The following is a 26,305-nucleotide window of genomic DNA, read 5'->3' on the forward strand; positions in this document are numbered from 1 at the left end:
ATTTGCAGAAAAAGGGTGCTATCTCTTTGCAGTGACGCTTGTTGTCGTGACTGCTCGAAGATAACACCCTTTTTGCCGTGCCATGAGTTGCTGCTGATTAATCCGGTTTGCGCATCGTCAGACTGACTCTGCCCTTCTTATGATCGACGCTAAGCACCCATACCGTAACGGTATCCCCGACGGATACAACATCCATCGGATGTTTCACGAATTTATTGCTGAGCTGCGAGATGTGGACGAGCCCATCATTCTTAATGCCGATATCGACGAAGGCGCCGAAGTCGATCACGTTGCGAACTGTGCCGTGAAGCTCCATACCCGCCGTCAAATCCTCGATGCTAAGCACATCCGTATGGAAAATCGGAGCCGGCAGCTCTTCGCGCGGGTCTCTACCCGGGCGCAGCAGGCTGTCCACGATATCTCTCAGCGTCGGAACGCCAACACCCAGCGTTTGTGCGACTTCTTCCGTGTTAATAGCGGAGATTGCCGCTTTGAACGCTTCTGAGCCTAAATGATCCAGCTTCAAGCCAATCGCTGCGCAGAGCTTATCTACGACGGCATAGGATTCGGGATGAATCGGCGTACGATCCAGCGGATTGCTGCTCTCCGGGATCCGGATGAAGCCGATGCACTGCTCGTAGGTTTTGGCACCGAGTCTTGGCACGCTTTGCAGCGTCTTGCGATCGCTGAACTTGCCTTTCTCCTCGCGGTACTTCACGATATTCTTCGCCGTAGTTGCGTTGATTCCGGCTACGTAGGACAGCAGGGACGGAGATGCCGTATTCACATCGACGCCGACATGGTTAACCGCGGATTCCACGACACCGCCAAGCGTCTCTTCCAACCGCTTCTGGCTGACATCATGCTGATACTGGCCAACACCGATTGCTTTGGGCTCAATCTTCACGAGCTCGGCAAGCGGATCCTGCAAACGCCGTGCAATCGAAACTGCGCTTCGCTCGGCAACATCCAGCTTCGGGAATTCCTCTGCAGCAAGCTTGGACGCCGAGTACACGCTCGCCCCTGCTTCATTCACGATAATATATTTGAGTGCATCCGCCCCAGGGAGCTTGGCTTTCTTGCGTTTACCGATAAGCTCCGCGATGAATTGCTCCGTTTCGCGTGAAGCCGTACCATTGCCGATGACAATAAGCTCGACTTTGTATTGGTCGATCAAGCCGCCAATCAGCTTCTCAGCCTCGGCTACTTTATTGTGAGGCGCCGTCGGATAAGAAACGGCTACTTCAAGCAGCTTTCCCGTTTCATCTATGACAGCGAGCTTACAGCCTGTCCGGAAGGCCGGGTCGACGCCTAGCACGACATTGCCGCGAACCGGCGGTTGAAGCAGCAGATTGCGCAGGTTTGCCGAGAAGATGCTGATGGCATGCTCTTCCGCTTTCTCCGTCAATTCCCCGCGCACCTCGCGCTCAATTGATGGAGCGATTAATCTTTTGTAAGCATCCTCTATTGTTTGCAGCAAGATGGTGCGGATAGAAGGCGCTGTCTGCGGACGAATCGTTTGGCGATCGATATAGTCATGGACTTTATCCGACTGCAGATCCAGCGTGACGCGAAGAACTTCTTCACGCTCAGCGCGGTTGATAGCAAGCGTACGATGCGGCGGCAGCTTCTTCAGCGGCTCTTGATACGCATAATACATCTCGTACACCGTCTCCTGCTTCGCATCCTTCGCTTCTGTGCGCATAATCCCTTGATCAAACGTATAACGACGCACCCACGCGCGAATTTTGGCATCATCAGCAAGCTGCTCGGCAATGATGTCCATTGCGCCTTGAAGCGCGTCTTCGGCTGTCGAAACGCCTTTTCCTTCGTCTATGTAACGTGCAGCCTCGCGTGCGGGATCCGCTTGACGCGGCTGTGACAGCAGCCACTGCGCCAGCGGCTCTAAACCACGTTCCTTCGCAACGCTTGCACGGGTTTTTCTCTTCTGGCGGTATGGACGGTACAGATCTTCGATCTCCTGCAGCTTCACAGAAGCCATAATGGAGCTGCGCAGCTCTTCCGTCAGCTTGCCCTGCTCCTCGATCAGACGGATGACCTCGCGCTTGCGGCTCTCCAGGTTGCGCATGTACTGCAGCTTCTCTTCGATGCCGCGCAGCTCATTCTCGTCCAGCTCGCCCGTCATTTCCTTCCGATACCTCGCGATGAAAGGAATCGTATTGCCTTCATCAAGCAGCGATACGGCTGACTTTACTTTGGTAAGCGGCAAGTTTAGCTCTGCAGAGACGCGTTTGACGATGCGTTCTTGTTCAGCTGCTTTCTCTTCGGGCGATAGCTCGATCTTGCCGGCAGAGCTTCCCTCGATCTCTTCATCCTTCAACTTCTGTTTCGTTTCAGCCACGCTTCAATTCCTCCATCAATTAACGGAATAGAACCCTTAAGGCCAGCTGTTTAAGCCGGCACAAAAGGGTTGTTTGCCATTTCATAACCTATTGTCGTCTGTGGACCATGTCCGGGATATACCCGAACCGCAGGGTCCAGCTTGTATAATTTCAAACGGATGGAATCGTACAAATCGCGTTCCTTGCCCCCGGGCAAGTCGCTGCGACCGACGGACTGCTTGAAGAGCACATCGCCGCTGATCAGATGCTCGCCGCAAAGCAAGCTAACGCTGCCCGGTGAATGTCCCGGCGTGTGCAAAATGCTGAAGGTATGTCCGATCAGCTCCAGCTTCTGCCCCTCGGACAGCCCGAATTCAGCAGGCTCCGTGGTGAGCGGCTCCGTCACATCCGCCCAGCGGGCAGAGCCATTCTTCCGTGCATCCGTCAGCCAATCGGCTTCGGCATCATGGAGATATACCGGGCAACTGAATGCACGGCGCATCTCGTCGACACCCGCCATATGGTCAAAATGCGCGTGCGTTAAAACAATCGCTTCAATAATAAGCCCGCGCTCGCGGATTCGCTCGATGAGTCGCTTCGGTACCATGCCGGGATCAATGACGAAAGCGCGTTTACCGGTTTCCTCGGTGAGAAGGTAACAGTTCGTTTGCAGAGGACCCAGTGTAAATGTCTCAATCTTGAACATATTAGACCGATGCTAGCAGCGTGCGCAGCTCTTTAATGATGTCTTGCTGATACGCCGTACCTTCACCATAGCGGCGGCCCATTTCTTGACGCGCGAGGGCGATCTTCTCTTGGTAATCGGCGGCATCGCGGTCTGGGTTCGCCAATTTGAACGCTGTCATCGGCTCCTGCACGTATGCAGAACGAGGGCCCCATTGGCCAAGCACATGGCCGCCGGTGTCTGCAATAATGACGATCGGAATCGCGCGTCCGCCCATTGTCAGAAACTCATCCATTGTTTCCATATGCTCTTCAATTATAAGGACGTCAATCGGCATGCCAGTCAGTTCCATGGCTTTGAAAATAACCGGTACATTGCGAACAACATCGCCGCACCACTCGGCCATAAGAATCAAGCAGCGCAGATCATCGCGGTTGTTGATGGATTCGAAGAACTCGCGATCATCCTCGCTTGCCCATTCGAAGCGGTTTCCCCAATCTTGAAACGATTCTTTATTTTTCTGCATGGAATCTACGAATTGCTGGGGGCTGATGCCTTTATTCAACTTATTTGATACATTCTTGGCCATGTGAATTTGCCTCCTCCTGGAATCTTATTCATCTATTACATTGTATCAAATGTTTCGAGCTGCGCACAAACCGTCTCGTCCTAAATGGTCTTGCCTTTGCGTTTCATCACTTTAAACAGCACGTATACGATCAGCAGCGCAAGCGCAATGAGGATGGCAGGCTGCACGTACGGAGCCGCTTTATCGTCGATATTATGCCAGTTCGCACCTAGCGAGCGTCCTAAGTAAACAAATAGGATCGACCACGGAATGGAAGCCAGTCCAGTGAGCACGGTAAATCGCAAGAAGGACATCCGCGCCATCCCGGCAGGAATGGAGATAACCTGACGCATCACCGGAACAAACCTTGCGGTAAATACGATGCCTGACCCGTAGCGCAGAAACCAACGTTCCGCGATGTCGAGGTGTTTCGGTTTGATTTTGATAAATTTGCCGTACTTTTCAAAGAATGGCCGACCCGCATAGCGACCGATTGCATATAGAATCCATTGCTGAGCTACCGCGCCTAATGTACCGAATAAGACCGCACCGATAAAGGAAATCTTGCCCTCATGGACCAGGTAGCCGGCATAGCCAAGAACAATTTCACTCGGGATCACTTCGATCATGAGGCCGATCAGTATTCCAAAATACCCCAATCCCTCTATCCATTGCAGCAATGTATCAACAAAATCATGAAACCAGGCCACTCCGTCAACTCCTATCATTCCCTATATTGAGGACTCTTCGATTTCAATTGCCAGAAATGAAGCCTCTCTTACGATATTCTAGCATACTTTCATCCCCCTCCTCCACCGCAGGCATTCATGGCCAAGCCTCCACATAGACTAGCTGTAACTTTTGTAGGAAAGCTGGGTGAGCAAATATGTCGAATGTTTTTGTCGTCAGCAGAAAGCAGCTCTGGTTATTCACCCTACTGGTGCTCATTATCGTGATTGCAGCCGCAAGCCTGAGGTGGAACCAATCCAGAGCAGCAAGCGCCTTGCAGCAGGAGTCGCGCGTCTATCAGCTTGTAACCGGTGAGTTCAAAACCAAAACCGATGACGGTAAGGAGCTGGAGGTGTACCGCTTCGATCCCGGCACCCTCGTCGTGAATAAGGGCGAGCATGTCGAGCTGCGGATCACGGGCATTAACGGGAAATCGCATCCTTTTGTCATCCAAGAGCTTGGCATCAAAGGAGAAGTAAATAAGGGTCAAACCACCGTGGTGCGCTTCACTGCGGATCAGCGCGGGACATACCCGATCCTATGTCTGACGCATACGTCGCTGGCGAGCGGCGGGCCGATGGTGGGGTATATTGTGGTGCAGTAAGTAGACACGGGATAGCGGGAATGCAGCATTATCAGGAGCCGCTAGTCGCGGGAGGAAGCAATCCATAGAGCCGCAAAACGCGGGCTATAACCGACCTCTTTGGTCTGTGACCAGTATGTGCGCTTGTGCATATATAGGGGTAGAGAGGAGTCGGTTACGATGAAACCTTCCACCCAGAAGCACGCCTCGGAGTACCCTTCTGCACGCAAAATCAGACGCGCATGCGAGAATGAGCTTTACCGCACGGTGAAACGGCTTGGCGTGTACATTCCCAAAGATAAAATGGAGCTCGCCGAGAAGCTCTACGTCCAAAAGGTGATTCTCAATCTGCAGTGGATTCATGAGCATGCCAGCAACCGGAAGGTGCTGTCCGACTGGTTTGACGAGAACGTCAGCGCAGATATTGCCACGTTGTGGGAAGTGGATCAGCCTAAGCTATGTACGGCATTCCGCGATGCCTTCGGAGGATGACGATCGCCACTCCCTCCCTTGCTTCGCACGTCGCGGCAGCACGTCCCGAAACATAAACAGCAGCACAGCTCTCTCAGAAGAGCCGTGCTGCTGTTGTCGTTAATGAGAGTTTTGCGAAGGGGAAGATCGGGCTTAACCAATGATTGCATAGGTTTGAACACCGGACGGAATGGTACGTGTACGAAACAGAACACCGTTTGCATTAAAGGTGCGGATCGTGTAAGTCACATTCGTTAATGTACCGATGTTGTTAAAGCGAACTACGCCGAACGAGTCGAACGCAGCTGTGGCGACGACCTGATTATTCCGGAACAAACGGGCGAAGAAGCCGGTTGTCAGGAATGGCACGCCATTTTGAGCTACCCAAACAACGGTTAGTCGACTGAAAGTAGGACCTGTGGTTGTGGTTTCATTTAATGTTTTGGGCACAGATGTACGGATGACTTTACCGGAGCTTGGCAAATAATATTTGGGTCTTACGCGTGATAATGCCATAAGCATCACTCCTTTCGGGGGTTGCTTACAGCTTATGCCGAGCCTGACCGGGAAGAGTGGACAAACCTCACGGGTGATGCGCCTGTTTTGATAACTAAGCCCAGGTCCGCGTGTTGTTAATCTGCATCTTCTCTTTGAAGGCCTGTTCCAGATCGATCCCCAGCATATTCGCCAAATCGAAAATATTCCAGACCACATCATACATCTCGTGGCCCAGATTCTCTTTACGCTCCGCATCCGGATGGTAGGAGACGGACAGCACCTCTTTAGCCAGCTCACCGACTTCCGTCATTAAGTACAACATCCTCTGTTCAATGGAGCTCTGATCAAACCCTTTGAGCGCGCTCCATTCTTTCACATATTGCTGAAATTCGGCTGTATTCATCTTCGTTACTATCCTCTCTATGTTAGGAATAGGCATTTATACAAAATGGCTAGCTCGTTGCTGGGCCGAGCTGCTTGAGGAGCAGGCGGCTTTGATCCGCCGCTGCCTGCGACTCTGCCGTGACGGCAAATTTGCGGCCGTTCACGCCGGGGTTGTCCTTCTGCGCCTCGTACGCTTCGAAGAAGGAGACGGCCGTTTGCGCGGCCAGCCTTGCATCCGCGAGGCGCGAAGCAGCTCGCATGCCATCCGCGAGCTGCGCCATCGTGACGACCGCGTCCGTCTGCTTGTCGCGGTCGTAACGATCATAGTGCAAGGCGAGGCGCCAATACGCCGCCGCGCCGTGCACATCGCTCTGCTCGGCCGCCAGCTCGCCGAGCGCCCACAAGAGCGGCACGGACTGCGGCTCGTAGCGCAGTCCGGCCGCCAGCAGCACCGCCCGTTCCCGCGGCGGTGCCAGTGCCGCAAGCTCGAGTCGAATCCGCGTCCAATACGGATTCAACTCGAGCGCCGCGCGAAGCGCGGCTGTTTGCGCAGCAGCACTGCGGGCGGCTGATACAGCCGCCTCGCGGTACTGCACGGCACGGTCGAACCGCACGCTGAGCACGGCGGCGGCGGTTAGACTTACAGCGGCCGCGGCGAGCAGCGCGGTCCGCAGCGGTCGTTTCAGCGGCGCCATATCTAAGGCGCGCTTCGCTTCCGCCGGGCTCTCGCTTTCTCCGGAGTAGTAGACCACCCAGCTAAGCAGCAAGAGCCAATAAAACCCGAAGGACATATCAAAATCCACCGCAGCATGCAGCAGCAGTACACTAATAGGCAGAAGTCCGATCGGATGCGATCGCCACACTCGCCGCAGCAGGAAAAACAGAACCAAGGCAAAAACCAACAGCCCGACAATACCCAGATCAAGCGCGATTTCAATGTAACCGCTATGGACTTCATTCCCAACATACGGGGCCGTCTGCACTTGAGTAAACAACATCCGCCAGGTGTCGCCGCCACGGCCGAAGAACAACGCTTCCTTCATGAGCAGCCACGCATCCTGATAAAATAACCCGCGCGCACCGGCCGTCTGAAACCCGCCGCTTAATCGGCCTTGAATCACTGATGGAAGCAGCATGACCATGCCAAAAACACCTGCAAGCCAGCATCCCCACGCAATTCGGCTGAGCAGCTGCTCCCGTCCCCTTGCCAATACCCACCTCAAACCAATGAATCCCGCAAGCGCAGCCGCACCGATGAGAAGCAGGAACACGGTCTCTTGCACTGTCGCCCCGTGCTGCACAAGCTGAACTTCCTCTCCCGAAGCATCACTTGAGGCACCGCTACGCAAACCTGCATGAACGACGGCTCGATAGGCAGCCCCTCCGCTAATCAATGCCCAGCCGCTATAGATAAGCCAAGTGATGCGCTCTTTACTCCTCAGCAGCAGGAGGCCGCACAACCATGCAAAAATGGTCGCGAACCAGCCTCCTCTTGATTCTGTCAGCAGCAATACTAAGACAGCAGGCACTACTCCCGCCGCAGCACCGATATACGATAATACAACAACCCTTGCCCGAATTAGCAAGAGTAAGTAAAACAATAGATAGGCACCTGCTACGGCACCCAGAAAATTCGGATATTGCATGAATCCGGACAAACGCGCTCCGACAGCGGATAACCTCACATCGCCGGTGGTCATGATGATTTCGGGAAAAGCGATCCATCCCATCCATCCCGCAATCGCGCCTGCTAATACGAAAGCGCCAGAGCCTTGAATCGCCGCAGATAGCCACATCCGGCGCTGCAGCAGCACCGCCATATCGGAGCTGGAACAAAACCAGCTATATAATGTGATTGCATAAGCAGCATACGCCATCCATCGCAAAGCCTCATCGAAGCTGCCTAACATGGAGGCTGGTCGATGAAGCAGCGCCACAGCATATAGCAGTGCAATCGCCAGCAGGCTATAGAACGCAGTGGGAACGCTCTTCACGCGCCGAGCATCCTCATTCCGAGAATGAACAATTAGAGCCGTTCCTACAACGAACACGCATACGACTATAAGGATCGATTCCCACCGATAAAAGATCGTATCAAAGAACATCCCATAATGATAAGCCGAGCCACCCAGCACGATAGCCACGGCCAGCGCGGCTAATCCCGTCAGCCCACTTCGCATAACCACTTCCCCTTTTACTCGAACCCCAACGCATGAATTTCGTTATTTTTCCAATTGTACCATAATTGATAGGCTGACTATAAAAAAGAAGACGCTGCCGGACCACGATCATCCGTTCAAACGCCTTCTTATATTTGCAACGCGGAAATCGCGTTTATCTGCCCTTCTTAGCTGTTGCTTTCTCTTGTTTAAGCTTGAAATAGGCTTCAATCTGCATGCGCAGTAAATAGGCTCGAAGCGCCCGCTGCTGCTGCTCGTCCAAATCGAGAAAGCGGGCTCCATAAAACTTCCACTCACTTCCATCTTCCTTGCGGATAATTTCAACTTTACAATCCAGCTTGAAGCCAAGCGATAAGCTCGCCATGAGGGTATCGCCTTTTACTAGTGTCGGAGGGCTCATTAGAGAGAACCCCACGCCGGTATCGCTTATATTGCGCAGCTCTATATCGAAGCTGTCTGTAGCTTCAATCGTCATTTTATCGCCTTTGGAGCCTTCGACCTCTTGCGAATATGTACGCGATATCGTTCCTCTCGCCTCAATATCCATACGCGGCGATTCCCGTTTCTCTTCAAGTCCCGTCAGCGAGCGAGCCGGGAAAATAACCGCGATGGAACCATCCGCCTTCGCTATAATCGTCGATTGCAGACGGTGAATGCCGACAGGCGAATAGACGGTTAAACTCACCGGTTCACCGAGCTCGAAGTTTTTGAATTCCGTCAATTCGATCTCCATCATTTCGCCTTCTGCATGGGCAAGCACGCCAGTGGCAACATAGCCGTCTTTCTCAACCATCGTACGGCTGTGCAGCAGTGCTTTCATGGCAAAAGTAGGTCTGCCTGATCCGATTCGTTCATTCATGCCTGACATTTACTTTCCTCCTTCACATATGAAGAAACGCTCCCGCAACCACGGTACGGCGCTAAAAAACAGAAAAAGCGCTTCCTCATGCAATACCGGAGCCGCTTCCTTAACCACGAGATAACTCGGGGGTTCATTTCGGCAGTCAGGCTGTCATTCGTTCGCTACTATAATGATGAGCGGACATTTAGACCCTTTAACTTTGCGTCCTTACCTTTCGATAAGTTTGCCAGTATCAATGATATGCAGTTGTCAGCAGAATGCTAACCTATCTACAGTTCTTTCACGATCATTAATTTATGTTGGTCTTTGAGGTCGATCTGATAGGCTGCAGCAGGCGCTGTTCCGTCAGGCTCTCGGATGATCCGAACCGTTGGACGATGAACCGCGAGCGGGTCGTTCATAGCAACGACGGCAACTTGCCCTGAGCTGAGCAGTACCGTTGTCGCGACCGGATAAATGGAAATATGCTTACAGAAAATCTTGATTAAATCCAGATCAAAATAGGTGTTTCCTGCGGCAAACAAAAATTCAATCGCTTCCGATGGCGTATACCGTTTCCGATGCGGCCTGGGAGAGGTCAGCGCATCATAGACATCCGCGATCGCTACGATCTGAGCGTATTCATGAATGGCCTCCCGCTTAAGCTTACGCGGATAACCCGAACCATCATAGCGCTCGTGATGCTGCAGCGCGCAATGTGCCGAAAGCAAACTAATATCATGCTGCGCCCGAATGATGTTGAAGCCATCCTCGGTATGTTTCTCCATGAGCATCCGCTCGCTTGGCGTTAATGCCGTCGTCTTGGTCAAAATCTCTTTGGGCAGCCGTGTCATTCCGATATCGAATAACATCGCACCCATGCCAAGCTCTTCGAGCTGCGTACGATTATACCCTCTGGCTAATCCCATGATGCCTGCCAGAATCGTGACATTCAGGGAATGGTGGAACAAGTAACTGTCTGCCACGTGAATGTTAGTTAAGCTAACCATCACATCTTCACGCCTGATGAGATCCTGCATAATATCGCCGAATACTTTACGGAAGGTGCGGCCAAGCTCGGGAGCTATCGTTCGCCCTTTCGTAACCTGTTGGTCCATGAGCGTATTCATCGTCTTGTAAATCGTATCCGATGCTGCTTTGTGCGTGCTGTCCTGAATAGCCGTAGTCGGCTCTAAACCCTCTGTCAGGGGATCATCAATGAAAAGCATGTCAATGCCTAAACCAGCCAATCTGTCGATAAATCGTTGATTTAACTCCACACCGGCGCCAAGCAATATGTTCCCATTCTCCTGCAAAATAGGGCGAGCTAACTTTTCTCCCGGCTGAACGGAGTTGATGTGAACTTTTCTCATCGGTGTTTATTCCCGCCTTTACCGCTTGCTCCCGGATTATGCCTGTAAAGCTGTCGGTTCGGTCAACTGCGTCTTACGGACATATTTCTCTGCGTACATCCGCTTGTCCGCAGACTGCAGCAACTGGCCAAGCTCCACACCGTTCTCCGGAAACGAAGCATGTCCAACCGAAACTGACAATCGTAATCCGGTTCGCAATGAAATGCTAAAAAGCTGATCGTGAATGAGCTTTACGAAACGCTCTATACCTTTGTCATCTGCATAGGGACAAATAATGATGAACTCATCGCCGCCCCAGCGGCCGATAATTTCACCGTAAACTGCGCATTCCGTAAGTGTTCTGGCAATCAGCGCAAGTGCGGTATCCCCTTGGCTGTGGCCCATACGGTCATTCACTTCTTTGAAGTCATTGACATCCAGCAACATGACCGTCATTTTCTTCCGATTACGCTTTGCTTTAATCGCCAGCTTCTTGAAATTCGTCTCGATGAACCGGCGATTATACAGTCCTGTTAAGCTGTCTAATATGGAAGACTCCTTCAATCGATCATACTTGAGTCCTAAGAGATAGCCAATAGGCAGGGCAGTCGCTGCGAATGCAGCGGTACCGATTAGAATAGCGAGCGGCGTAGGTGTCTTACTTGCAAGTAGGCATAAACCCGCTGTAGCCAGTGTTGCTCCACATGATGCCACACACGCTGTAAGACGTCCGTTACGCGACATTCGCAGTCCTCCTTATAAATTCACTACCCGATTGCGACCATTGTCTTTAGCTCTGTACAATGCGGAATCCACCTTCGAGAACAAGTCTCTAATGTAACCTTTGACGTCTTCAATCTGAAGCTCGGACTGCTCTTCTACCACAAGCATTCCCATGCTGATTGTTACGGATACCGGAGAACGTCCCCGGCCGATTGCTATCTCGTTGTTCTGAACGACCTCTCGAATGCGCTGGGCGAGCATGTCCGCCTGCTCTCTATTTGTATGAGGCAAATAGACTGTAAACTCTTCACCGCCGTAGCGAGCCAATATATCGGTTCTTCGAAGTGCCCCGCGAACGGCATCGGCCGTTCTCCGAATGACTTCGTCACCGATCACATGGCCGTATGTATCGTTTACGAGCTTGAACAAATCGATATCAAACAACAAGAGAGCGAATGGAATCTTGTAGCGGATATTCGTCAGCACCTCGTGCTCCAGCTGCTGCATCAGAAATCTGCGGTTGAAACAGCCTGTCAGGCTGTCTGTAATCGCCATCTGCTCCAGTTTGCGATTCGCTTGAAAGAGCTCGTCCTGCATAAAGATAAGGGCGCGATTGCGCTCTTGCATCGAGGCATACTGCTCCTGCGACTTGAAGATCAGTGACTTCAGCTCGGAAATTTCTTGAAACGTGATGACTTTCCCGATCCGGCCTTCATTCACAATAATCGGTCCGACATGCAATGAGAAGTACTGCTTGCGCGAGTTGCCCTGCTCAATCATGATTTCGGTCTGGATTCGCTGAGAAGGGTCCATCCTGTACGTGTACAGGAACTCGTCTTCATTCACTTTGTCGATATTGCACCAAGAAAGGAGTTCCTCCATATTGAGCGTTTCGCCGATGGCAATTTGAAGACGCGGGTTGACAATCCGGTTCATCTCGATGACATTGTCATGCTCATCCAGCACGATTATGCCTACGGACAACGTATCCATTACATCCTGCTGCGCAATCTTAACCAAGTCGAGCGAACGATGCTTCTTCAAGGAGAATACAAAATACAGATCAGACAGCACGATGCCAAGCGACGTAAGGCCGGGAATAACCGGCAGCCAAGGATCAAGAATGACGTTTACCACTAAATCCATTAATGGAAACGCCATCATAATAAATATGCCTGTGAGCGCGTTGGCGATCCGTACCCGATCCTGTGACAGCTTACGTGAATGATAGGCCTTCAGCAAGATGCGTACCGTATAGACGTAATACGAAACTAACAAGCCTACCATCGCCCAGAAGATAGGACCATAGACCCTCTCGTCGTAAGTATTATCCACCGTAGTCGCGAAGGCATTCCACGGATTCCATAAGACGCCGATCGAGATGAGCACCGATGGCATCATCATGTAAACGAGCGTGGTGCGACTCGGCCTGTAGCTGGCGTTCACCAGAAATTTCGTAAACAGGAGCCACCCAAAGCCAAGCATCGATAAACCAACAAAGGAAATATTTATGTATATAATCTGGAGGTGTGGTTGATCCGTTGTGTGGACGCCGACTTGACCGAGTGGCCAAATCATCATGAAGAAGTGAAATAACAGATAGACCTTATGCTGTGTTGTGATTACATTAAATGCAAATACATAGATGAAAATGGTGAATAAAAAAAGAAATAGGCTCAAGTCCAGCCCTGTCATTAGTCCCATTCGCTTCACCCAAATCACAATCAAATTGTTAAACGTATAAACAGAACTGGGACAATCTACTTACAAGTAACTATATTCTATCATACTGTTTAATTATTCGACAATAAACTTGTTATCTTTATTGACATGGGCAAAAATATTATTTGGTTGCCTGCTTTAACCGCTCCCCGAGTGCCTGCTCCAAGTAAGGTTTCACCTGCAGCATGTCGCGGAAGACGACATACTCCTGCCATTTGCGCGCTGAATCAGCCCCTCCTCCTGCTGTGCGGACTGCTCGGATCAACATGTTCTTGGGCGTATGCTCCGGATCGATAAACTCCAGAAGCTGCGTGCGATAGCCCAGCACTTCCAAGAGCTGCGTTCGGATGGCATCCGTAGCAAGGGCAGAGAACCGCTCCTTAAGAAGCCCGTGCGAGAGAAGAGGCGCCATCGCTTCGTTCTGAATTTGCCGAAACAGCTCGTGCTGGCAGCAAGGTACGGACAGAATGACTGAAGCTCCCCATTCGATCGCTTTAACCAGAGCTGCATCCGTTGCCGTATCGCAAGCATGCAAGGTAACGACCATGTCCACTTTGGATTGATCCTTATACTGCGCAATATCTCCGACTTGGAATTTCAATTTATCGTAACCGAGCTTCTGTGCAAGCTCGGAACAGAATGCAATAACATCGGCCTTTAGATCCAATCCGACAACCGAGATGCTTCGCTGCTGCTTCACGGCAAGCAAATGATAGAGGGCAAACGTCAAATAGGACTTGCCGCAGCCGAAGTCCACAATTGTAATTTCGCGATCAGCCGGCAGATGCGGAAGCACATCTGTAACCATCTCCAAGAATCGGTTGATCTGACGAAACTTATCCTGTTTCTTCGCAATCACTTGGCCGTCTTTGGTCATAATGCCAAGCTCCACCATGAACGGCGCTGCCTCGCCTTCTTGTACGACACGCTGCTTCTGCCTATTATGGGCCAGAGATTCGGACTCTGCTTTAGCCGTAGCAGGCTTCGTCAAGATCGCTGCTTTGCCCTTCTTCGAGAACAGCACCTGTACATCCGCATCGTTTGTTTTGAACAATGCCTGCCGGTAATGCTGCTCCAGCCAAGCTGCGATCCGATCTGCGGCATCCGCTTGCGGCACATTCTCATGTGTGACTTTATTGTCGATATAATATTGAAATTGATAATGCAGCGTTCCCTTAAGCTCAATCGGACGAATGACTGTTTTCGCAGGCACTTGGCCGTCCTTGCGGCGCAGCTGGCTAAAGATCGCCTGCCGCAGCCGTCCACTGCCTACCCACTGCTCGATATCCGATTGCCATTGTTCCTTGCTTTCCATCTGTTCCTATTCAGCTCCTAAGCTTGCGTCAATTGTTGCTTCACACGTTCCAAACCTTCTTTAACCTCATCGCGCGGTAAGCCGCCTTGCAGGAGCGACTCATCCGGCAGCAGCAGGAGTCTGCGATAGAACTCAACCGCTTCCTCCGCCTCTATTGCACCATCCTCTGAAAGCTCATGCAGGACGTTCTCAGCCTCATCATATCGCCCGCCGCTTTCGTGCCACTCCCACATTAGCAGCTTCGTCTCTCTTGGTAGCTCATAGATGCCGAGCTTCGTTTCAAGCTCTGCCGCTTCTTCCGAAGGCGTTCGCAGAAGCGCCGGCGCATCCAGAATAGCGAGCCTCATGAAGAGATGAAAGGCTTTCAGCTGCAGGGGATACCCCTGCTCCTGCTTGCCAAGCTCGGTAAGAATCTCGCCTTCTTCCTTAATCAGCAGCGCCACCGCATGCAAATTGGCGGTTTCTACGATTCCGTTCGTCGTCATCATCCGAACAAGATCTGCATCGGACAATTGACGGATCAGCTTCCCGTTCATCCGAAACTGACGATCGAGCAGCTCGTCAATAACAAGCAGCGCTTCCTCCTGCTTACGCTGCTGTCTCAGACCCATAACCTGGCCGGCAACTTCACTCATCTGCTCAATCATCCGCATAAAATAATCCCTTTGAAACAAAGGCCGCATCCCCTCTCGACAGCTTGCTTGCAGCTTATAGCGACTTCAAAAACGCGACCATCTCACCTACCAGCTGCTCCGACGCCTCAATCATACTCATATGACCGGAACCCTCAAGGAGCACTTGTGAAACATGCGGACCATCTACCGTAAATGTATTCGCCGGAGCGATGACGCCATCCTCAGATCCTGCAACGAGCAGACGCGGTATATTAAGCTGTTCCAGCACACCGGTCCGATCAGGACGAGCCTTCATGCCAAGCGCCGTCGCCGCAGCTCCGGCCGCCGAAGTCCCTCGTCCAATCTCGATCATATCCGATATAGCTGCCGCCATCGTTTCTTTATGCGCAGGCGCAAACAGCTTCGGAACCAGTCCTTCTACAAACGGATCAATGCCATCGGCAAGCAGCGCTTTCGCCGCTTTTTCCCGGTTTCCTTTGGCTTCCTCGCTATCAGGCTTCGCAGTAGAGTGCACAAGCGCAAACGACTTCAGCATCTCCGGATGCTGCTCTGCGAAAGCTAATGACACATAACCGCCAAGCGAATGTCCGAATAAGCAGATGCGCTCGATACCAAGTTCACGCAGCAGCAGGAGGAGATCCTCTGCGAACTGTTCCATCTCGTAGGGAGACTGATCCGGAGCCGTACTTCCGCCATGACCGCGAAGGTCCGGCGCCAGTACTCGCCCATGCGCCGAGAGTATGGATACCACTTCCACCCAATAGGCCGAGCTTCCGCAAAATCCATGCAAGAGCACGATTGCAGTATCGGCCGAGGACTCGCCGGTTTGTGGTGCCGAATCAAAATAAGCAATCGTTTGACCGTTCGGCAATTGAAAGGCGTTATTCGCCAGAGAAAGCTGCTTCTTTGTCATGCGCCTTCTTCCCTTCTCATTCAACTCTTCTCTTCGTCCATACTTCATTTATTGTATCCGCGAGAGTGCGAGCCATTCCCATCACTTCGAATAAAGAAGCGTGCTGCAGCACCCAATAGGGCTTCACGCTGTGCGGCGCTACGATTCCGGCAATGCTATAATCGCCGATAGGCGTCAGTCGTTTACCAACCGCTTGCGCCGGAAACAGCGGGCCTCTCCCAATCATATAGCAAGGCTCCTCATTCTTCTTACCCAGACAAGCATCTATAGCAACCACCGTCATGAATGGCGGGATGTCGGCAACGAGCCTTTCATAGTGATCGGCATCGCAAGGATGCTCTAAGGTTCCGATCACATTCGGCCAGCCGGCCTCCTGCAGCATCGTGCCTACCCAAGGACCGAACGAATCGCCTGTTGAGCAATCTGTACCGATACATACGAAGAGCATCTTCGATCGGTCAGGCTGGCGCACTGCCGCTTCGCGCAGCAATGCTTCCGCGCCCTCGATGCCTGCTCGCTCCCGGGCAACCGGGTCTTCATTTCGGTGTCTGCGCGCTTTCGCCCGACTCCCCATGATGAACGACTCCTTCGATCTTAGCTGACTTCATTGTAACGAAATGCCGCTCCCTCTTCAAATCTACCTCCCGATAAGAGGCATCAGTCGGAGATTAAGCGTTAGGTTCTATTACGATTGGCGTACCATCGGTTTGAATGGCGTCTATGCGGTATTTCAATTTGTTCGCCAGAGCTTGCCAGCGATCCTGATGGCCGCTGTCCGTAAATACGGGTACAAATCCGAGATTCAGGTAGGTTTTGACGGCAGGGATGCGGAAATCATCGGTGTTCAGCACCGCTCTTGTGCAGCCTTCCTGCACCATATGCAGCAGTGCTGCCAGGCTGACAGATAGCCCTAGTCTCTTGCCTTCATGCGATTGGAGGAGACCTACCATATGCAAGTAGCCTGTCGTTTCGTTGTATTGAGGGCGAAACCACGCCGATGCCGTAGCAATCGGTACATTCCGTTCATCCGTGATGAACCATACCCGCTCCGGTTTATAGGGCCCATCGGAGGCCATTTCCTTATCGAAAGGGTGCTCCCCTCCGAACGAGTCATTAATGATATGTTCCCACGCTTTCTCGTCCCCCGGCTGCAAGCTGCGTACACCATATCCGGCGGGAAGTGAAAGCGCGGGCAATGTGGAAATATGCTCTCGAACCATAAAAAGTTGGGATGAATGCTGCTGTTCGCTCATTGTATAGTTGCTCCTCTTTTATAGTTTAATGATCTGATCCTTGAAGGATGAGCTTGTCTTGAAATTCGGCATGTCGATCGTCCGTCCGCCGTTCATGATCGATAACTCCGATAAGAGCGCAACTGCCGTCCATTCGCAGGCATCATAGACATCGATAGCAGGCTTGCGGTTGCCTTTCACCGCTTCAACAAAGTCCTCCACGATAAAATAATCGCCGCCCCAGTGGCCTGCTGCCCTCTGCTCTTCCGTCACGTTCTTATAGCGCTCGGGCAAAAAATCGTTATAATCGCTGAGCGGTCGCCAAGCGGCATGATCCTCGGGATCGCCCATGCTCTCCAGCCAAATTTTGTGCGTATCGCCTAGGCCGCGAGGTGCCTCGAAGCTGCCTTTCGTCCCTTGGAGGGTGTAGTAGCCCATATTGTGCGGACGCTTCGAAATGCAGTCAATGCGCAGCTTAATCAGCTTCCCGCTTTCCAACTGGCACATCGTGACGGACGTATCCTCTTGGCGGAAACGTTTATCCGTATGCCAGCCGGTTCCGAAGCAGGACACGGAACGAATACGGTCGCCCTGAAACCACTGCATCACCGGACCAAGACTATGAGTTGGATAGAAGGCGCCGCGTTTGCCTAATTGCCAATAGCTGCGCCAGGTCGGCTTCGAGCCCCCAGCCGTTCCTTCACGGTTGAACCGTGTAGCCAGACTGCGTACGTCGTGCAGATACTCACCCTCGCCGAAATACACATCACCGAACAACCCTTGCTTGACCATATTCAAAATTTGTTGATTTTGCGGAATGTAGCAGTAGTTCTCCGCCATCATGTATACCTTATTCGACGACTCAACGGTTTCTTTCAGCCACCACAATTCGTCCATCGTAACGCCTGCCGTCACTTCACTTAATACATGCTTGCCTGCTTGAATGGCAGCAATCGTTTGCGGGACATGCAGCTGCATAGGCGTAGAAACAACAACGGCATCGATATCCGATTCCAGCATATCTTCGAATACGCGATAGGTCCGAGGAATACCGTTCTTCGCCGCTGCTTCCTTCACATAATCGCCATCCAGATCACACAGTGCAACAACCTCCGTATCCTCGATGCACCGAAAGCCTTGCAGGGTACTAAGCCCTCTTGCGCCAACAATACCAACTTTAATCGCCATCTCTTCGGCCGCCTCCACATGTTGGATTCTTATAAGAAAACGATTGCCTCAGTTCCCCGAAGCAATCGCTCTATTCGCTTTATTTAGATCAAACCTGCTTCTTTCAAATTCAAATAGCTTACCGTGATCGTTTCAAGCGGAGTAAGATTGCGCAGATTATCCTGCTCTACAACCATCCAATCTACGCCGATCTCTTTCGCTGCACGAATGGAATCGCCGATGTTGACAACGCCTGTCCCGACCGCGGTCCAGTGGCCTTTCTCATTTGTACTGAATACATCCTTGATATGAATGGAGGGGATACGTCCGGCCATCCGGCGCAGCACTTGTACCGGATCCGCTTTGCCCATTGTGATCCAGGCGATGTCCATTTCGAAAAATACCGCTTTGGGATCGGTGTATTCCACGAGAATATCCATGGCGGACACGCCGTTAAAAGAGGTCAGGAATTCATGCTCATGATTGTGGTAGCAAAGCTTAATCCCTTCTTCAGCCAGCCTAGCGCCTGCCGCATTGTACAGCTCAGCATCCTGCAGCAGCTCTTCTTTGGAGCTGCACGGCCCCCACCAAACCGTTACATGGGAGGAATGTACCGCTTTCGCATTCGCAATAATCGTATCCAGTTCGCCGCGCAGCGTCTCACGGCTGGCACTTAGCGTGATGGCATGCAGGCCGAGATCCTGAAACCGGCGTACATTCTCAGCTGTATCGCCCGGGAGCAGCAGCTCCGCGCCTTCGATCCCTTTGTATCCGACTTCCGCGATCCGGCGGAGTGTTCCCCACAGATCGGTTTTCATTTCTTCATGCATAATACCGATTAAGCCCAGTTAGGTGCAGTCATCGTTAAGTTAAGCCTCCGTATGATTGGGATTTAGGGTTAAAATTCAGCTGGATATGAACGAACCAGCGGCTGCCATTCGATGGCTCTTACCCTTACATTTCGGATTTGGATGAAGCTTGCATAGGCCTCGAAACCAACCTTCGTATGGAGCTGCGAATCGATTGGATCGTAATCGGTCAGCTCAAGCAGCAGCTTCCCGTCCACACAGACAAAGCAGTGGCCATCAATGCTGCCGGCTTGAATGTGATAAATACGGCCGGGCTCAAAATCAAACAACGGCGTAGCGGCATTCAGCACATAGTCAGGAGACTTCTCGAGTCCGATTTTGCCTTCCCACCAGCCTTGGAGTCCGGCGACGTAAGCAGCGCCACGCATGTTTTTCTCCTCGTCCCAGCTGGTATTCCACATCAGGTTAATATCATGGGTGCTCGGCAGAACGGTGCGGCCTTCAAATTCCACCAGCACATTGCCGGGAAAATCCTGCTTGCTCAGCAGCACTCCAGGCGCATTCAGCGGATTTCTGCCCTGCAGCCAGCCGTTCTCGACCCACCACTCTCCGCTGCAAATCCGCCAGTTGTCCAGCTCCTGTTCATGCTCAAAGCTCGTTTCATATAATAGGGGACATTGCTCCGAATCGAGTTGTTTATGCAGCAAACGTATCTTCATCCATATCCTCCACTCTTTAACAACGTCTTATTGGGCGTAGCATGTACGATGTGAGGCATGTTACAATACGAGCACAGACAAGTATGGAGAGGAGCTATCAAACAATGAACAATTTATCGGAAGCAACCCAAGACAACGTCGCGTTTATGATTGATACGATAAAGAACAAGCTGCGCATGGCCTCGGGCGCTGCGATGCAAGCGAACAATTTTAGCTTAGAACGATACGAGGACCTGAAGGACATCTACGATATTGTGGCTAGCAAAGATAAATTCAGCATCAGCGAAGTGGAAGCCATCGTCTCCGAGCTTGGCCAGCTTCGCGAGAAATAAGAATAATTGGATAATAGAAAAACCGAGTCGGGACGCGCTCGGTTTTTTTGTTGTTCCGTTATGTACGAGACTAGATGTCTGCGCTTTCATCTTCGCCAGCTTGAATTGCCTTGGATGCAGAGATGGACAGCTTGATGGATACAGCCTTATGCTCGCCTTTCAGAAAATGAGCCAGACGTTCCAGCTTATCAGCAAGCTCCGGACCGCTCAGGGTTACATTCAATTCATAGCCGAATTGATCAGCCGGGACGGAACGTTCGGTATACGTATAAACACCTGCCGTATAGGCTTCCGGGCCAGATCTGGAGGTTAAAATTTGCTCCGGCGAGAATTTGTCTGATTTGTTCACGACGCGCTCGTAAATCCGCAGCTTCTTCAGCAGCATATAGTACTGAGCCGAGTGCTTGAACCCCCAGGCTTCACGAATATCCTTGAGCGTATAGTCCATTTTCCACTGCTTCAGCTTCTCGACTTGATCATCTGTCGACAACGCCAGAAATTCATCAATAGGAATAATTGGAAGCGGCATTAAACATCCCCCCGACTTTGAAATACGATTTCTATATGTTTTTCGCCATAACAACCGATATCCCTCTTCAAATTCTATAATTATTACAAATTATATGAATTATTTGTTTGAAAATAATTATTTTCTTTCTCTCGAGAATAGAAAAACCCATCTCCTCCTGTCACAAGGAATGGGCTTTTGTCGTTTAGACCCGGTTTAAACCAAGTGAGAGAAGGAATCGCGCAAAAGCTTCTGCGCCTTGCGGTGTACGCTTATAGACGCCTGCGTCCATCAGCACTTCAAGGAACTTGCTTCCGACTTCGTCACGAAGAAGCGCCTCAGCTTGCTCGGTTGTATGCGACGATCCGTGCTTCTCCACAATGGATGAAATCCAGTCGGCGTGTTTGTCGAGCGGTCCGCCCGCGAGGGAGGCTCTGTCAAACGCTTGCTCGCCGGTTAGAATGACTGAAATCAGTTCCAGCTCGGCTTTGAGACGTCCCGGAAGAACCGCGAGTCCCATGACCTCGATGAGCCCGATATTCTCTTTCTTAATATGGTGCAGATGCTGATGCGGGTGGAAAATCCCATCCGGATGCTCCTCGCTTGTGCGGTTGTTGCGCAGCACCAGATCGAGCTCGTATTCGCCATTGTCGCGCAGTCTTGCGATCGGCGTAATCGTATTATGCGGTGTCTGCTCGCCATTCTTCTCGGAGAACGCAAGGATATCCGCTTCCGCGTCGCTGTAAGCGCGCCATGCATCGAGGATGTTGCTTGCAGCGCGAAGTACTGCTTCTTTATCCGTTCCGTTCAAACGAACGACTGACATCGGCCAAGCTACAATGCTGTACGTCACGCCGTCCCCATGCGGATGAGCAAACACGTGCTCGACAGCGGCCGTCTCCATGGGGAAGACATGGCGCCCGGCTTGGAAATGGTCATGGTTAAGGATGGAGCCGCCTACAATCGGCAGATCCGCATTGGAGCCGATGAAGTAATGCGGAACGACTTCTACGAAATCAAGCAACCTTGCTAACGTAAGCGCCGAGATACGCATGGGAACATGCTTGCTGTGGAATACGATACTGTGCTCGTTGTAATACACATACGGCGAGTATTGGAAGTACCACGTCTCACCCTGCAGTTCAAGCGGCACGATTCGCAGATTTTGACGAGCCGGATGGTCCGCTCGGCCGGCATAGCCTACATTGTCGGCGCATAGCAGACATTTGGGATAATTACTGTTCGTTGGTGCAAGCGACTTCAGCAATGCAATCTCCCGAGGGTCTTTCTCAGGCTTGGAAAGGTTGACGGTAATCTCCAAGTTGCCATAGGCGGTCGGTTGCTCCCAATACTGATTCTTCGCAATTCGGTCCATCCGAATGTAGTTGGAATCGATGCTCAGTCGGTAGAATTCATCGGTTGCTTTACTCACGCCTTCGTTCTCCGACGTGCGGCGAAACCTCGCAGCAGCCTCGGAAGGCCGCGGCATCAGCAGTCCCATAATACGCGCATCCAGCAGATCTCGGAAGGTCGTTGTATTATCTGCAATCAACCCGATCGAAGCCCCGTAATCCAGCAGCGGATCAAGCAGAGGTACGGCGCTTTCAAGCCGCTCCTCCGGCACAATACCTTCGTAGGCTTCGGTTAACCCGAATAATTCAAGCAGCGCATTCCGGGATGCGTAGACATCCAGCGGAGGCTCAATCATTCCGCGCTGCACCGCAAATTGCACGAGCCGTTCTATATGAAGGAGCACGGTGTCCGTGCTCGTTTGTGGCATCTGGTGGTTAGTCATTGCACTTACTCCTCTCGCGGCACGGGTACATGTTAGTCTTTGTTGTAGCCGCTTGGATTTGCTTGATGCCAAGCCCATGCGCTCCCAATAATGTCTTCCAGCTTGTTGCGGGATGGATTCCAGCCAAGCTCTTGGCGTGCCCGATCCGAAGAAGCTACAAGCACAGCCGGGTCGCCGGCACGGCGTGTTTCCATAACAGCCGGAATTTCGCGGCCTGTTACTTGGCGAGCAATATCGATGACCTGCTTCACGGAGAAGCCTGTTCCATTGCCCAGGTTGTAGATGGCGCTATCGCCGCCTTGACGCAGTCGCTCTACGGCAAGTACATGCGCGTCTGCCAAATCGCTCACGTGAATGTAGTCGCGTACGCAGGTTCCGTCTTCGGTCGCATAGTCATCGCCGAATATCGAGATATGGCTGCGCTGACCGAGCGCGGTTTGGAGCACGAGCGGCACCAAATGCGTCTCCGGATGATGATCTTCGCCGATTCGGCCGCTTGCATGCGCGCCTGCTGCGTTGAAATAACGCAGCGACACATATTTCATGTCGTAAGCGGTGTCGTACCACTTCATCATTTTCTCCATCGAAAGCTTCGTTTCGCCGTACGTATTGGTCGGCAACGTACGATCTTCCTCGTGAATCGGAATGTTTTCCGGTTCGCCGTAGGTAGCTGCGGTTGACGAGAACACGATTCGTTTGACGCCGTATTGGTTCATTTTCTCCAGCAAGCAAAGTGTGCCGTAGACATTGTTATGATAATATTTGCCGGGATCCTTCATGCTCTCGCCGACGAGCGAGTTTGCCGCAAAATGGATGACGGCATCGATCGCGTTCTCTCCGAATACCGTGTCTAGGAAATCGCCGTCTCTTAAATCGCCTACGTACAACTTGCCGCCAAGCACCGCTTCCTTATGTCCCTGCTGTAAATTATCGATAATTACAATTTCCTCGCCGCGTTCATGCAAAGCCGCCACTGCGTGCGACCCGATGTAGCCAGCGCCTCCCGTTACTAGAACTGCCATATGGTTTCTCCTCCTCTATATCTGGGTACTGATTGATTCATAATAGTTATTGTTGTTCGACTCCGTTGCCGATCGTGCATACGTAGAAGTCTGGTACAAGTCCGGTTGTTTCGGTATAGATGCGTCCAACCTCTGCTTTGAATGCCTCTACGCTGTCCTTATGAACAAGAGATACCGTGCAGCCGCCAAAGCCTGCGCCTGTCATGCGGGAGCCAAGTACGCCGTCAACGGTGCGAGCCGCAGCTACCATGGCATCCAGTTCGTCTCCTGTTACTTCGTACAGGTCGCGAAGCGAATCGTGAGAGGCATTCATCAATTGGCCGAATGCTTGCAGATCATTTTCTTTGAGCACTTTCATGGATTGAAGCACGCGGTCGATTTCTTCAACTACATGCTTCGCACGCTTCAATACGATTTCATCTTGAATGAGGTGCTGGTTGGCTTCGAATTGCGCCAAGGAAAGCTGACCGAGCAGCGTTAGCTCAGGGAATGCTGCTTTGAGATCCTGAACCGCTTGATCGCACTGGCTGCGGCGCTCGTTGTACTTGGAGTCCACTAGACCGCGGCGTTTGTTTGTATTGCCGATGACGATTTGGTAATCGCCGGAATTAAACGGGATCAGCTCGTATTCAAGCGTGTCGCACATGAGCAGAATCGCATGATCCTTCTTGCCGTTTGCAACGGCGAATTGATCCATGATGCCGCATTGCACGCCATTGAATTCATTCTCGGACTTCTGTGCGAGACGTGCAATTTGGACCGTGTCTGTCGCATGACCTGCCATGGTTAGAAGTGCATAAGCCGTTACGACTTCGATGGATGCCGAGGACGACAAGCCCGCTCCGTTTGGAATTTCGCCGTGGAACAAGAGATCAAAGCCTTGGCTGAACGTGATGCCGCGCTGCTCGAGCTCGTTCACGATGCCTTTCGGATAATTCATCCAGTCATCTGCTTCGTCATGCACGATCGGTGAAATCGGAATATGTTTATGAAGATCGAAGTTTGTGGAAGCGAGTCCCAGCTGTTGATCCTCGCGTTTGCGAATCAGCAGTGTAGTACCGAAGGTCAGTGCAGCCGGGAAAACATAGCCGCCGTTGTAGTCCGTATGTTCGCCGATCAAATTGACGCGGCCCGGTGCGTGGAATACTGCTATTTGTTCTGCCGACTCCCTGCCGTATGTGTTCAGAAACCGCTCAGTCAATTCATGGATGTTCGCCATTGTGCTACACCGCTTTCTTGGATTTTAGTTGTTGTTTTATAGGTTTAGTATAGCGGAATAGAGAAAGGAACAAAATGGCTTGATGTGAACTTCACATGGAATTTTGTGACCTGTTAACGGTATTAACGAACCTGTTGTGTTACAATACCTGTAAGCTAATCACTTGGAAAATGGAGGTGTTTCAGCACGATGTCGCTGCAGCCTACCTATACCGTGCTCTCAAATCCGGTTCCGAACGAACATGGTGATTTATATGTATTGTTCTCAGGGGAAAGTCAGACAAAGCCCGATCATTTGATCGGGCCTAAAGTCTATGATTTCTATTTGATGCATCATATTCTGTCCGGCTCCGGCACCTTCACCTATGCCGGCGGACAGTATGAATTGCGGGCCGGGCAGACCTTCCTCATACCGCCCGGTCAGCTGATCAGTTACGCCTCCAGCAAAGCGGATCCTTGGCGATACCGCTGGATCGCTTTTGAAGGCCGGCACGCGGAGCCGCTTGTGGCCGGCGCCGGTCTCGATTCGGCGATGCCGATCGTGGATACGGGAGGCAATCCACGCGTTGCCGTGTTGTTTCGCAGCATCCAGCGAACCTTCCGCCTTGGCGGTGGCTCGGCCCATCTGCGCGCAGTCGGTTATTTGTACTTGCTGTTCGCGGAATTCGGCGCGGCTGGGCCCGATACGGATTCCGGAGCGGCGCAGCGCGGGCAAGACAGCGAGGCGCTTGCCGGCGACGTCATCCGGTATCTGTCGACGCAATACGCCGAGCCGATCTCGATCGAACACATGGCCGACGCGCTCGGCTACAACCGCGCTTATTTGTCGCGCATCTTCAAGCAGCAGACGGGCATTACACCCGTCACCTTTCTGCTGAAGCTGCGCATCGACAAAGCGCACTTGCTGCTGCGCGAGCGCCTCGAGCTCACGATCGAGCAGATCGCGGCGTCCGTCGGCTTCCAGGACGCGCTGTACTTCTCGAAGCAGTTCCGCCGCTTCTACGGCCAGTCGCCGACGGCTTATCGCGAAGCGATGCGCCGGCTTTAGGGCCTGCGGCGCGGGATGCGCCGCAGGAGTAACCCACACGTGACGCAATGCGCAGCTAGCTTTGCGTCGCTAGAGGCTGGCCCGAAACGCTAGACGCGTCTGCGGCCAAAAATAAACGAGATCACGAACAGCACCAGGAACACAACGAACAACACTTTCGCTATACCGGCTGCCGCTGACGCGAGAGTGAAAAATCCAAGTACACCAGCAATAATAGCAATGATAAAAAACATAAGTGCATATCCCAACATCTTTCCTCACCCTTTCGGTTTGATTGGTTTGTATGGTGTAGCACCTTGCCTTACTCAGCTTTAAACAGCCTGTTCGGACTTGAAACGCAAAATAGGGTTACCTCATCATCAACGTTCCCGGATGGAATGAGGTAACCCTCTGTTTTCACTTACTTTAGAAGTTACTCAATTAATAAAAGTATCCAATACCGCTCATTAGAGTAACTCAGGAGATTTCGCCGAATGTGAGGTATTGAGTACCGCTCTTTTGAGCTAATTTGCTC

Annotated in this window: 28 protein-coding genes and 1 riboswitch; of the genes, 4 read left to right on the forward strand and 24 right to left on the reverse strand. The window is 51.9% G+C overall.

From position 1 onward, the window contains the following. Nucleotides 1–97: 97 nt before the first annotated feature. The 4 genes from AC6ESO_RS06825 to uptA all read right to left on the reverse strand — a co-directional run bounded on the left by AC6ESO_RS06825 (nt 98) and on the right by uptA (nt 4,323). Complete coding sequence (locus AC6ESO_RS06825; RefSeq protein ID WP_497090709.1) at nt 98–2,362, reverse strand: Tex family protein; 2,265 nt, start codon at nt 2,360–2,362, stop codon at nt 98–100. Nucleotides 2,363–2,412: 50 nt separating this feature from the next. After that, on the reverse strand, nt 2,413–3,048 hold the full coding sequence (locus AC6ESO_RS06830; RefSeq protein WP_497090710.1) for an MBL fold metallo-hydrolase: 636 nt from the start codon (nt 3,046–3,048) through the stop codon (nt 2,413–2,415). Between the two features lies 1 nt (nt 3,049). Further along, the gene (locus tag AC6ESO_RS06835) at nt 3,050–3,616 is read right to left on the reverse strand and encodes a thioredoxin family protein (RefSeq protein WP_497090711.1); all 567 of its coding nucleotides are present in this window, start codon (nt 3,614–3,616) and stop codon (nt 3,050–3,052) included. Between the two features lie 80 nt (nt 3,617–3,696). Continuing rightward, the gene (gene uptA, locus AC6ESO_RS06840; RefSeq protein WP_497090712.1) at nt 3,697–4,323 is read right to left on the reverse strand and encodes an undecaprenyl phosphate transporter UptA; all 627 of its coding nucleotides are present in this window, start codon (nt 4,321–4,323) and stop codon (nt 3,697–3,699) included. Nucleotides 4,324–4,481: 158 nt separating this feature from the next. On the opposite strand from uptA, the gene AC6ESO_RS06845 reads away from it, so the two are divergent. Together AC6ESO_RS06845 and AC6ESO_RS06850 are read left to right on the forward strand one after the other, a co-directional pair. Beyond that, nucleotides 4,482–4,928: a cupredoxin domain-containing protein gene (locus AC6ESO_RS06845; RefSeq protein WP_497090713.1), complete on the forward strand. Its 447-nt coding sequence runs from the start codon at nt 4,482–4,484 to the stop codon at nt 4,926–4,928. 159 nt (nt 4,929–5,087) lie between these two features. Beyond that, the gene (locus tag AC6ESO_RS06850) at nt 5,088–5,399 is read left to right on the forward strand and encodes a dehydrogenase (RefSeq protein WP_494818324.1); all 312 of its coding nucleotides are present in this window, start codon (nt 5,088–5,090) and stop codon (nt 5,397–5,399) included. Between the two features lie 132 nt (nt 5,400–5,531). On the opposite strand, the gene AC6ESO_RS06855 is transcribed toward AC6ESO_RS06850, so the two are convergent. The 15 genes from AC6ESO_RS06855 to AC6ESO_RS06925 form a co-directional block, all read right to left on the reverse strand. Next, a complete protein-coding gene (locus AC6ESO_RS06855; RefSeq protein ID WP_494818323.1) occupies nt 5,532–5,894 on the reverse strand; it encodes a hypothetical protein in 363 nt (120 codons plus the stop codon). A gap of 94 nt (nt 5,895–5,988) precedes the next feature. Continuing rightward, complete coding sequence (locus tag AC6ESO_RS06860; protein ID WP_497090714.1) at nt 5,989–6,279, reverse strand: MazG nucleotide pyrophosphohydrolase domain-containing protein; 291 nt, start codon at nt 6,277–6,279, stop codon at nt 5,989–5,991. 49 nt (nt 6,280–6,328) lie between these two features. Then, nucleotides 6,329–8,440 carry an O-antigen ligase family protein gene (locus AC6ESO_RS06865; protein ID WP_497090715.1) on the reverse strand — a complete coding sequence of 704 codons (2,112 nt, stop codon included), beginning with the start codon at nt 8,438–8,440 and terminating at the stop codon, nt 6,329–6,331. A gap of 154 nt (nt 8,441–8,594) precedes the next feature. Next, nucleotides 8,595–9,308, reverse strand: coding sequence for a PilZ domain-containing protein (locus AC6ESO_RS06870; protein ID WP_497090716.1), 714 nt, complete (start codon nt 9,306–9,308; stop codon nt 8,595–8,597). 128 nt (nt 9,309–9,436) lie between these two features. Continuing rightward, a riboswitch (cyclic di-GMP riboswitch) is annotated at nt 9,437–9,540 on the reverse strand. A 31-nt stretch (nt 9,541–9,571) separates the two neighbouring features. Then, on the reverse strand, nt 9,572–10,654 hold the full coding sequence (locus tag AC6ESO_RS06875) for an HD-GYP domain-containing protein (protein WP_497090717.1): 1,083 nt from the start codon (nt 10,652–10,654) through the stop codon (nt 9,572–9,574). 36 nt (nt 10,655–10,690) lie between these two features. Further along, on the reverse strand, nt 10,691–11,377 hold the full coding sequence (locus AC6ESO_RS06880) for a GGDEF domain-containing protein (protein WP_497090718.1): 687 nt from the start codon (nt 11,375–11,377) through the stop codon (nt 10,691–10,693). A gap of 12 nt (nt 11,378–11,389) precedes the next feature. After that, nucleotides 11,390–13,060: a histidine kinase N-terminal 7TM domain-containing diguanylate cyclase gene (locus AC6ESO_RS06885; RefSeq protein ID WP_497090719.1), complete on the reverse strand. Its 1,671-nt coding sequence runs from the start codon at nt 13,058–13,060 to the stop codon at nt 11,390–11,392. Nucleotides 13,061–13,199: 139 nt separating this feature from the next. Continuing rightward, nucleotides 13,200–14,393 (reverse strand): class I SAM-dependent methyltransferase, encoded by a 1,194-nt coding sequence (locus AC6ESO_RS06890; RefSeq protein WP_497090720.1) that lies wholly within the window; start codon nt 14,391–14,393, stop codon nt 13,200–13,202. Between the two features lie 17 nt (nt 14,394–14,410). Next, nucleotides 14,411–15,067, reverse strand: a complete 657-nt coding sequence (locus AC6ESO_RS06895) for a DUF6483 family protein (protein WP_497090721.1) — start codon at nt 15,065–15,067, stop codon at nt 14,411–14,413. Nucleotides 15,068–15,101: 34 nt separating this feature from the next. Next, nucleotides 15,102–15,941 (reverse strand): alpha/beta fold hydrolase, encoded by an 840-nt coding sequence (locus tag AC6ESO_RS06900; protein ID WP_497090722.1) that lies wholly within the window; start codon nt 15,939–15,941, stop codon nt 15,102–15,104. Nucleotides 15,942–15,957: 16 nt separating this feature from the next. After that, nucleotides 15,958–16,515, reverse strand: coding sequence for a spore protease YyaC (gene yyaC, locus AC6ESO_RS06905; protein ID WP_497090723.1), 558 nt, complete (start codon nt 16,513–16,515; stop codon nt 15,958–15,960). Between the two features lie 94 nt (nt 16,516–16,609). Then, the gene (locus AC6ESO_RS06910; protein WP_497090724.1) at nt 16,610–17,194 is read right to left on the reverse strand and encodes a GNAT family N-acetyltransferase; all 585 of its coding nucleotides are present in this window, start codon (nt 17,192–17,194) and stop codon (nt 16,610–16,612) included. Nucleotides 17,195–17,212: 18 nt separating this feature from the next. Beyond that, complete coding sequence (locus tag AC6ESO_RS06915) at nt 17,213–18,361, reverse strand: Gfo/Idh/MocA family protein (RefSeq protein ID WP_497090725.1); 1,149 nt, start codon at nt 18,359–18,361, stop codon at nt 17,213–17,215. A gap of 83 nt (nt 18,362–18,444) precedes the next feature. After that, the gene (locus tag AC6ESO_RS06920; protein ID WP_497090726.1) at nt 18,445–19,170 is read right to left on the reverse strand and encodes a sugar phosphate isomerase/epimerase family protein; all 726 of its coding nucleotides are present in this window, start codon (nt 19,168–19,170) and stop codon (nt 18,445–18,447) included. 68 nt (nt 19,171–19,238) lie between these two features. Further along, nucleotides 19,239–19,868, reverse strand: a complete 630-nt coding sequence (locus AC6ESO_RS06925; protein ID WP_497090727.1) for a hypothetical protein — start codon at nt 19,866–19,868, stop codon at nt 19,239–19,241. A gap of 104 nt (nt 19,869–19,972) precedes the next feature. Here AC6ESO_RS06925 and AC6ESO_RS06930 point away from each other — a divergent pair, with 104 nt between their 5' ends. Then, on the forward strand, nt 19,973–20,200 hold the full coding sequence (locus AC6ESO_RS06930) for a DUF1128 domain-containing protein (protein WP_091221340.1): 228 nt from the start codon (nt 19,973–19,975) through the stop codon (nt 20,198–20,200). Nucleotides 20,201–20,270: 70 nt separating this feature from the next. On the opposite strand, the gene AC6ESO_RS06935 is transcribed toward AC6ESO_RS06930, so the two are convergent. The 4 genes from AC6ESO_RS06935 to AC6ESO_RS06950 all read right to left on the reverse strand — a co-directional run bounded on the left by AC6ESO_RS06935 (nt 20,271) and on the right by AC6ESO_RS06950 (nt 24,744). Beyond that, nucleotides 20,271–20,729 carry a hypothetical protein gene (locus AC6ESO_RS06935; protein ID WP_494818308.1) on the reverse strand — a complete coding sequence of 153 codons (459 nt, stop codon included), beginning with the start codon at nt 20,727–20,729 and terminating at the stop codon, nt 20,271–20,273. A 184-nt stretch (nt 20,730–20,913) separates the two neighbouring features. Then, entirely contained in the window at nt 20,914–22,503 is a 1,590-nt protein-coding gene (locus AC6ESO_RS06940) for a UDP-glucose--hexose-1-phosphate uridylyltransferase (protein WP_497090728.1), read from the reverse strand. 32 nt (nt 22,504–22,535) lie between these two features. Then, on the reverse strand, nt 22,536–23,525 hold the full coding sequence (gene galE / locus AC6ESO_RS06945; RefSeq protein WP_497090729.1) for a UDP-glucose 4-epimerase GalE: 990 nt from the start codon (nt 23,523–23,525) through the stop codon (nt 22,536–22,538). 46 nt (nt 23,526–23,571) lie between these two features. Beyond that, nucleotides 23,572–24,744, reverse strand: a complete 1,173-nt coding sequence (locus tag AC6ESO_RS06950; RefSeq protein ID WP_497090730.1) for a galactokinase — start codon at nt 24,742–24,744, stop codon at nt 23,572–23,574. A gap of 189 nt (nt 24,745–24,933) precedes the next feature. Between AC6ESO_RS06950 and AC6ESO_RS06955 the strand changes: the two genes are divergently transcribed. Next, on the forward strand, nt 24,934–25,791 hold the full coding sequence (locus AC6ESO_RS06955; RefSeq protein ID WP_497090731.1) for an AraC family transcriptional regulator: 858 nt from the start codon (nt 24,934–24,936) through the stop codon (nt 25,789–25,791). Between the two features lie 89 nt (nt 25,792–25,880). Here the strand turns inward: AC6ESO_RS06955 and AC6ESO_RS06960 are convergent, their stop codons facing one another. Further along, on the reverse strand, nt 25,881–26,042 hold the full coding sequence (locus tag AC6ESO_RS06960) for a DUF1328 domain-containing protein (RefSeq protein ID WP_210657536.1): 162 nt from the start codon (nt 26,040–26,042) through the stop codon (nt 25,881–25,883). Between the last annotated feature and the right edge of the window lie 263 nt (nt 26,043–26,305).

The organism is Paenibacillus rhizoryzae (assembly GCF_059686995.1).

Bases quoted from the DNA above. Each gene is read 5' to 3' on its own strand.
- AC6ESO_RS06920 (WP_497090726.1), bottom strand. From the start codon at position 19,170: ATGCATGAAGAAATGAAAACCGATCTGTGGGGAACACTCCGCCGGATC.
- AC6ESO_RS06940 (WP_497090728.1), bottom strand. From the start codon at position 22,503: ATGACTAACCACCAGATGCCACAAACGAGCACGGACACCGTGCTCCTT.
- AC6ESO_RS06870 (WP_497090716.1), bottom strand. From the start codon at position 9,308: ATGTCAGGCATGAATGAACGAATCGGATCAGGCAGACCTACTTTTGCC.
- AC6ESO_RS06950 (WP_497090730.1), bottom strand. From the start codon at position 24,744: ATGGCGAACATCCATGAATTGACTGAGCGGTTTCTGAACACATACGGC.
- AC6ESO_RS06890 (WP_497090720.1), bottom strand. From the start codon at position 14,393: ATGGAAAGCAAGGAACAATGGCAATCGGATATCGAGCAGTGGGTAGGC.
- galE (WP_497090729.1), bottom strand. From the start codon at position 23,525: ATGGCAGTTCTAGTAACGGGAGGCGCTGGCTACATCGGGTCGCACGCA.
- AC6ESO_RS06865 (WP_497090715.1), bottom strand. From the start codon at position 8,440: ATGCGAAGTGGGCTGACGGGATTAGCCGCGCTGGCCGTGGCTATCGTG.
- AC6ESO_RS06850 (WP_494818324.1), top strand. From the start codon at position 5,088: ATGAAACCTTCCACCCAGAAGCACGCCTCGGAGTACCCTTCTGCACGC.
- AC6ESO_RS06830 (WP_497090710.1), bottom strand. From the start codon at position 3,048: ATGTTCAAGATTGAGACATTTACACTGGGTCCTCTGCAAACGAACTGT.
- AC6ESO_RS06900 (WP_497090722.1), bottom strand. From the start codon at position 15,941: ATGACAAAGAAGCAGCTTTCTCTGGCGAATAACGCCTTTCAATTGCCG.
- AC6ESO_RS06915 (WP_497090725.1), bottom strand. From the start codon at position 18,361: ATGGCGATTAAAGTTGGTATTGTTGGCGCAAGAGGGCTTAGTACCCTG.
- yyaC (WP_497090723.1), bottom strand. From the start codon at position 16,515: ATGGGGAGTCGGGCGAAAGCGCGCAGACACCGAAATGAAGACCCGGTT.
- AC6ESO_RS06885 (WP_497090719.1), bottom strand. From the start codon at position 13,060: ATGGGACTAATGACAGGGCTGGACTTGAGCCTATTTCTTTTTTTATTC.
- AC6ESO_RS06835 (WP_497090711.1), bottom strand. From the start codon at position 3,616: ATGGCCAAGAATGTATCAAATAAGTTGAATAAAGGCATCAGCCCCCAG.
- AC6ESO_RS06925 (WP_497090727.1), bottom strand. From the start codon at position 19,868: ATGAAGATACGTTTGCTGCATAAACAACTCGATTCGGAGCAATGTCCC.
- AC6ESO_RS06845 (WP_497090713.1), top strand. From the start codon at position 4,482: ATGTCGAATGTTTTTGTCGTCAGCAGAAAGCAGCTCTGGTTATTCACC.
- AC6ESO_RS06860 (WP_497090714.1), bottom strand. From the start codon at position 6,279: ATGAATACAGCCGAATTTCAGCAATATGTGAAAGAATGGAGCGCGCTC.
- AC6ESO_RS06930 (WP_091221340.1), top strand. From the start codon at position 19,973: ATGAACAATTTATCGGAAGCAACCCAAGACAACGTCGCGTTTATGATT.
- AC6ESO_RS06855 (WP_494818323.1), bottom strand. From the start codon at position 5,894: ATGGCATTATCACGCGTAAGACCCAAATATTATTTGCCAAGCTCCGGT.
- AC6ESO_RS06910 (WP_497090724.1), bottom strand. From the start codon at position 17,194: ATGAGCGAACAGCAGCATTCATCCCAACTTTTTATGGTTCGAGAGCAT.
- AC6ESO_RS06880 (WP_497090718.1), bottom strand. From the start codon at position 11,377: ATGTCGCGTAACGGACGTCTTACAGCGTGTGTGGCATCATGTGGAGCA.
- AC6ESO_RS06875 (WP_497090717.1), bottom strand. From the start codon at position 10,654: ATGAGAAAAGTTCACATCAACTCCGTTCAGCCGGGAGAAAAGTTAGCT.
- AC6ESO_RS06955 (WP_497090731.1), top strand. From the start codon at position 24,934: ATGTCGCTGCAGCCTACCTATACCGTGCTCTCAAATCCGGTTCCGAAC.
- uptA (WP_497090712.1), bottom strand. From the start codon at position 4,323: ATGATAGGAGTTGACGGAGTGGCCTGGTTTCATGATTTTGTTGATACA.
- AC6ESO_RS06960 (WP_210657536.1), bottom strand. From the start codon at position 26,042: ATGTTGGGATATGCACTTATGTTTTTTATCATTGCTATTATTGCTGGT.
- AC6ESO_RS06935 (WP_494818308.1), bottom strand. From the start codon at position 20,729: ATGCCGCTTCCAATTATTCCTATTGATGAATTTCTGGCGTTGTCGACA.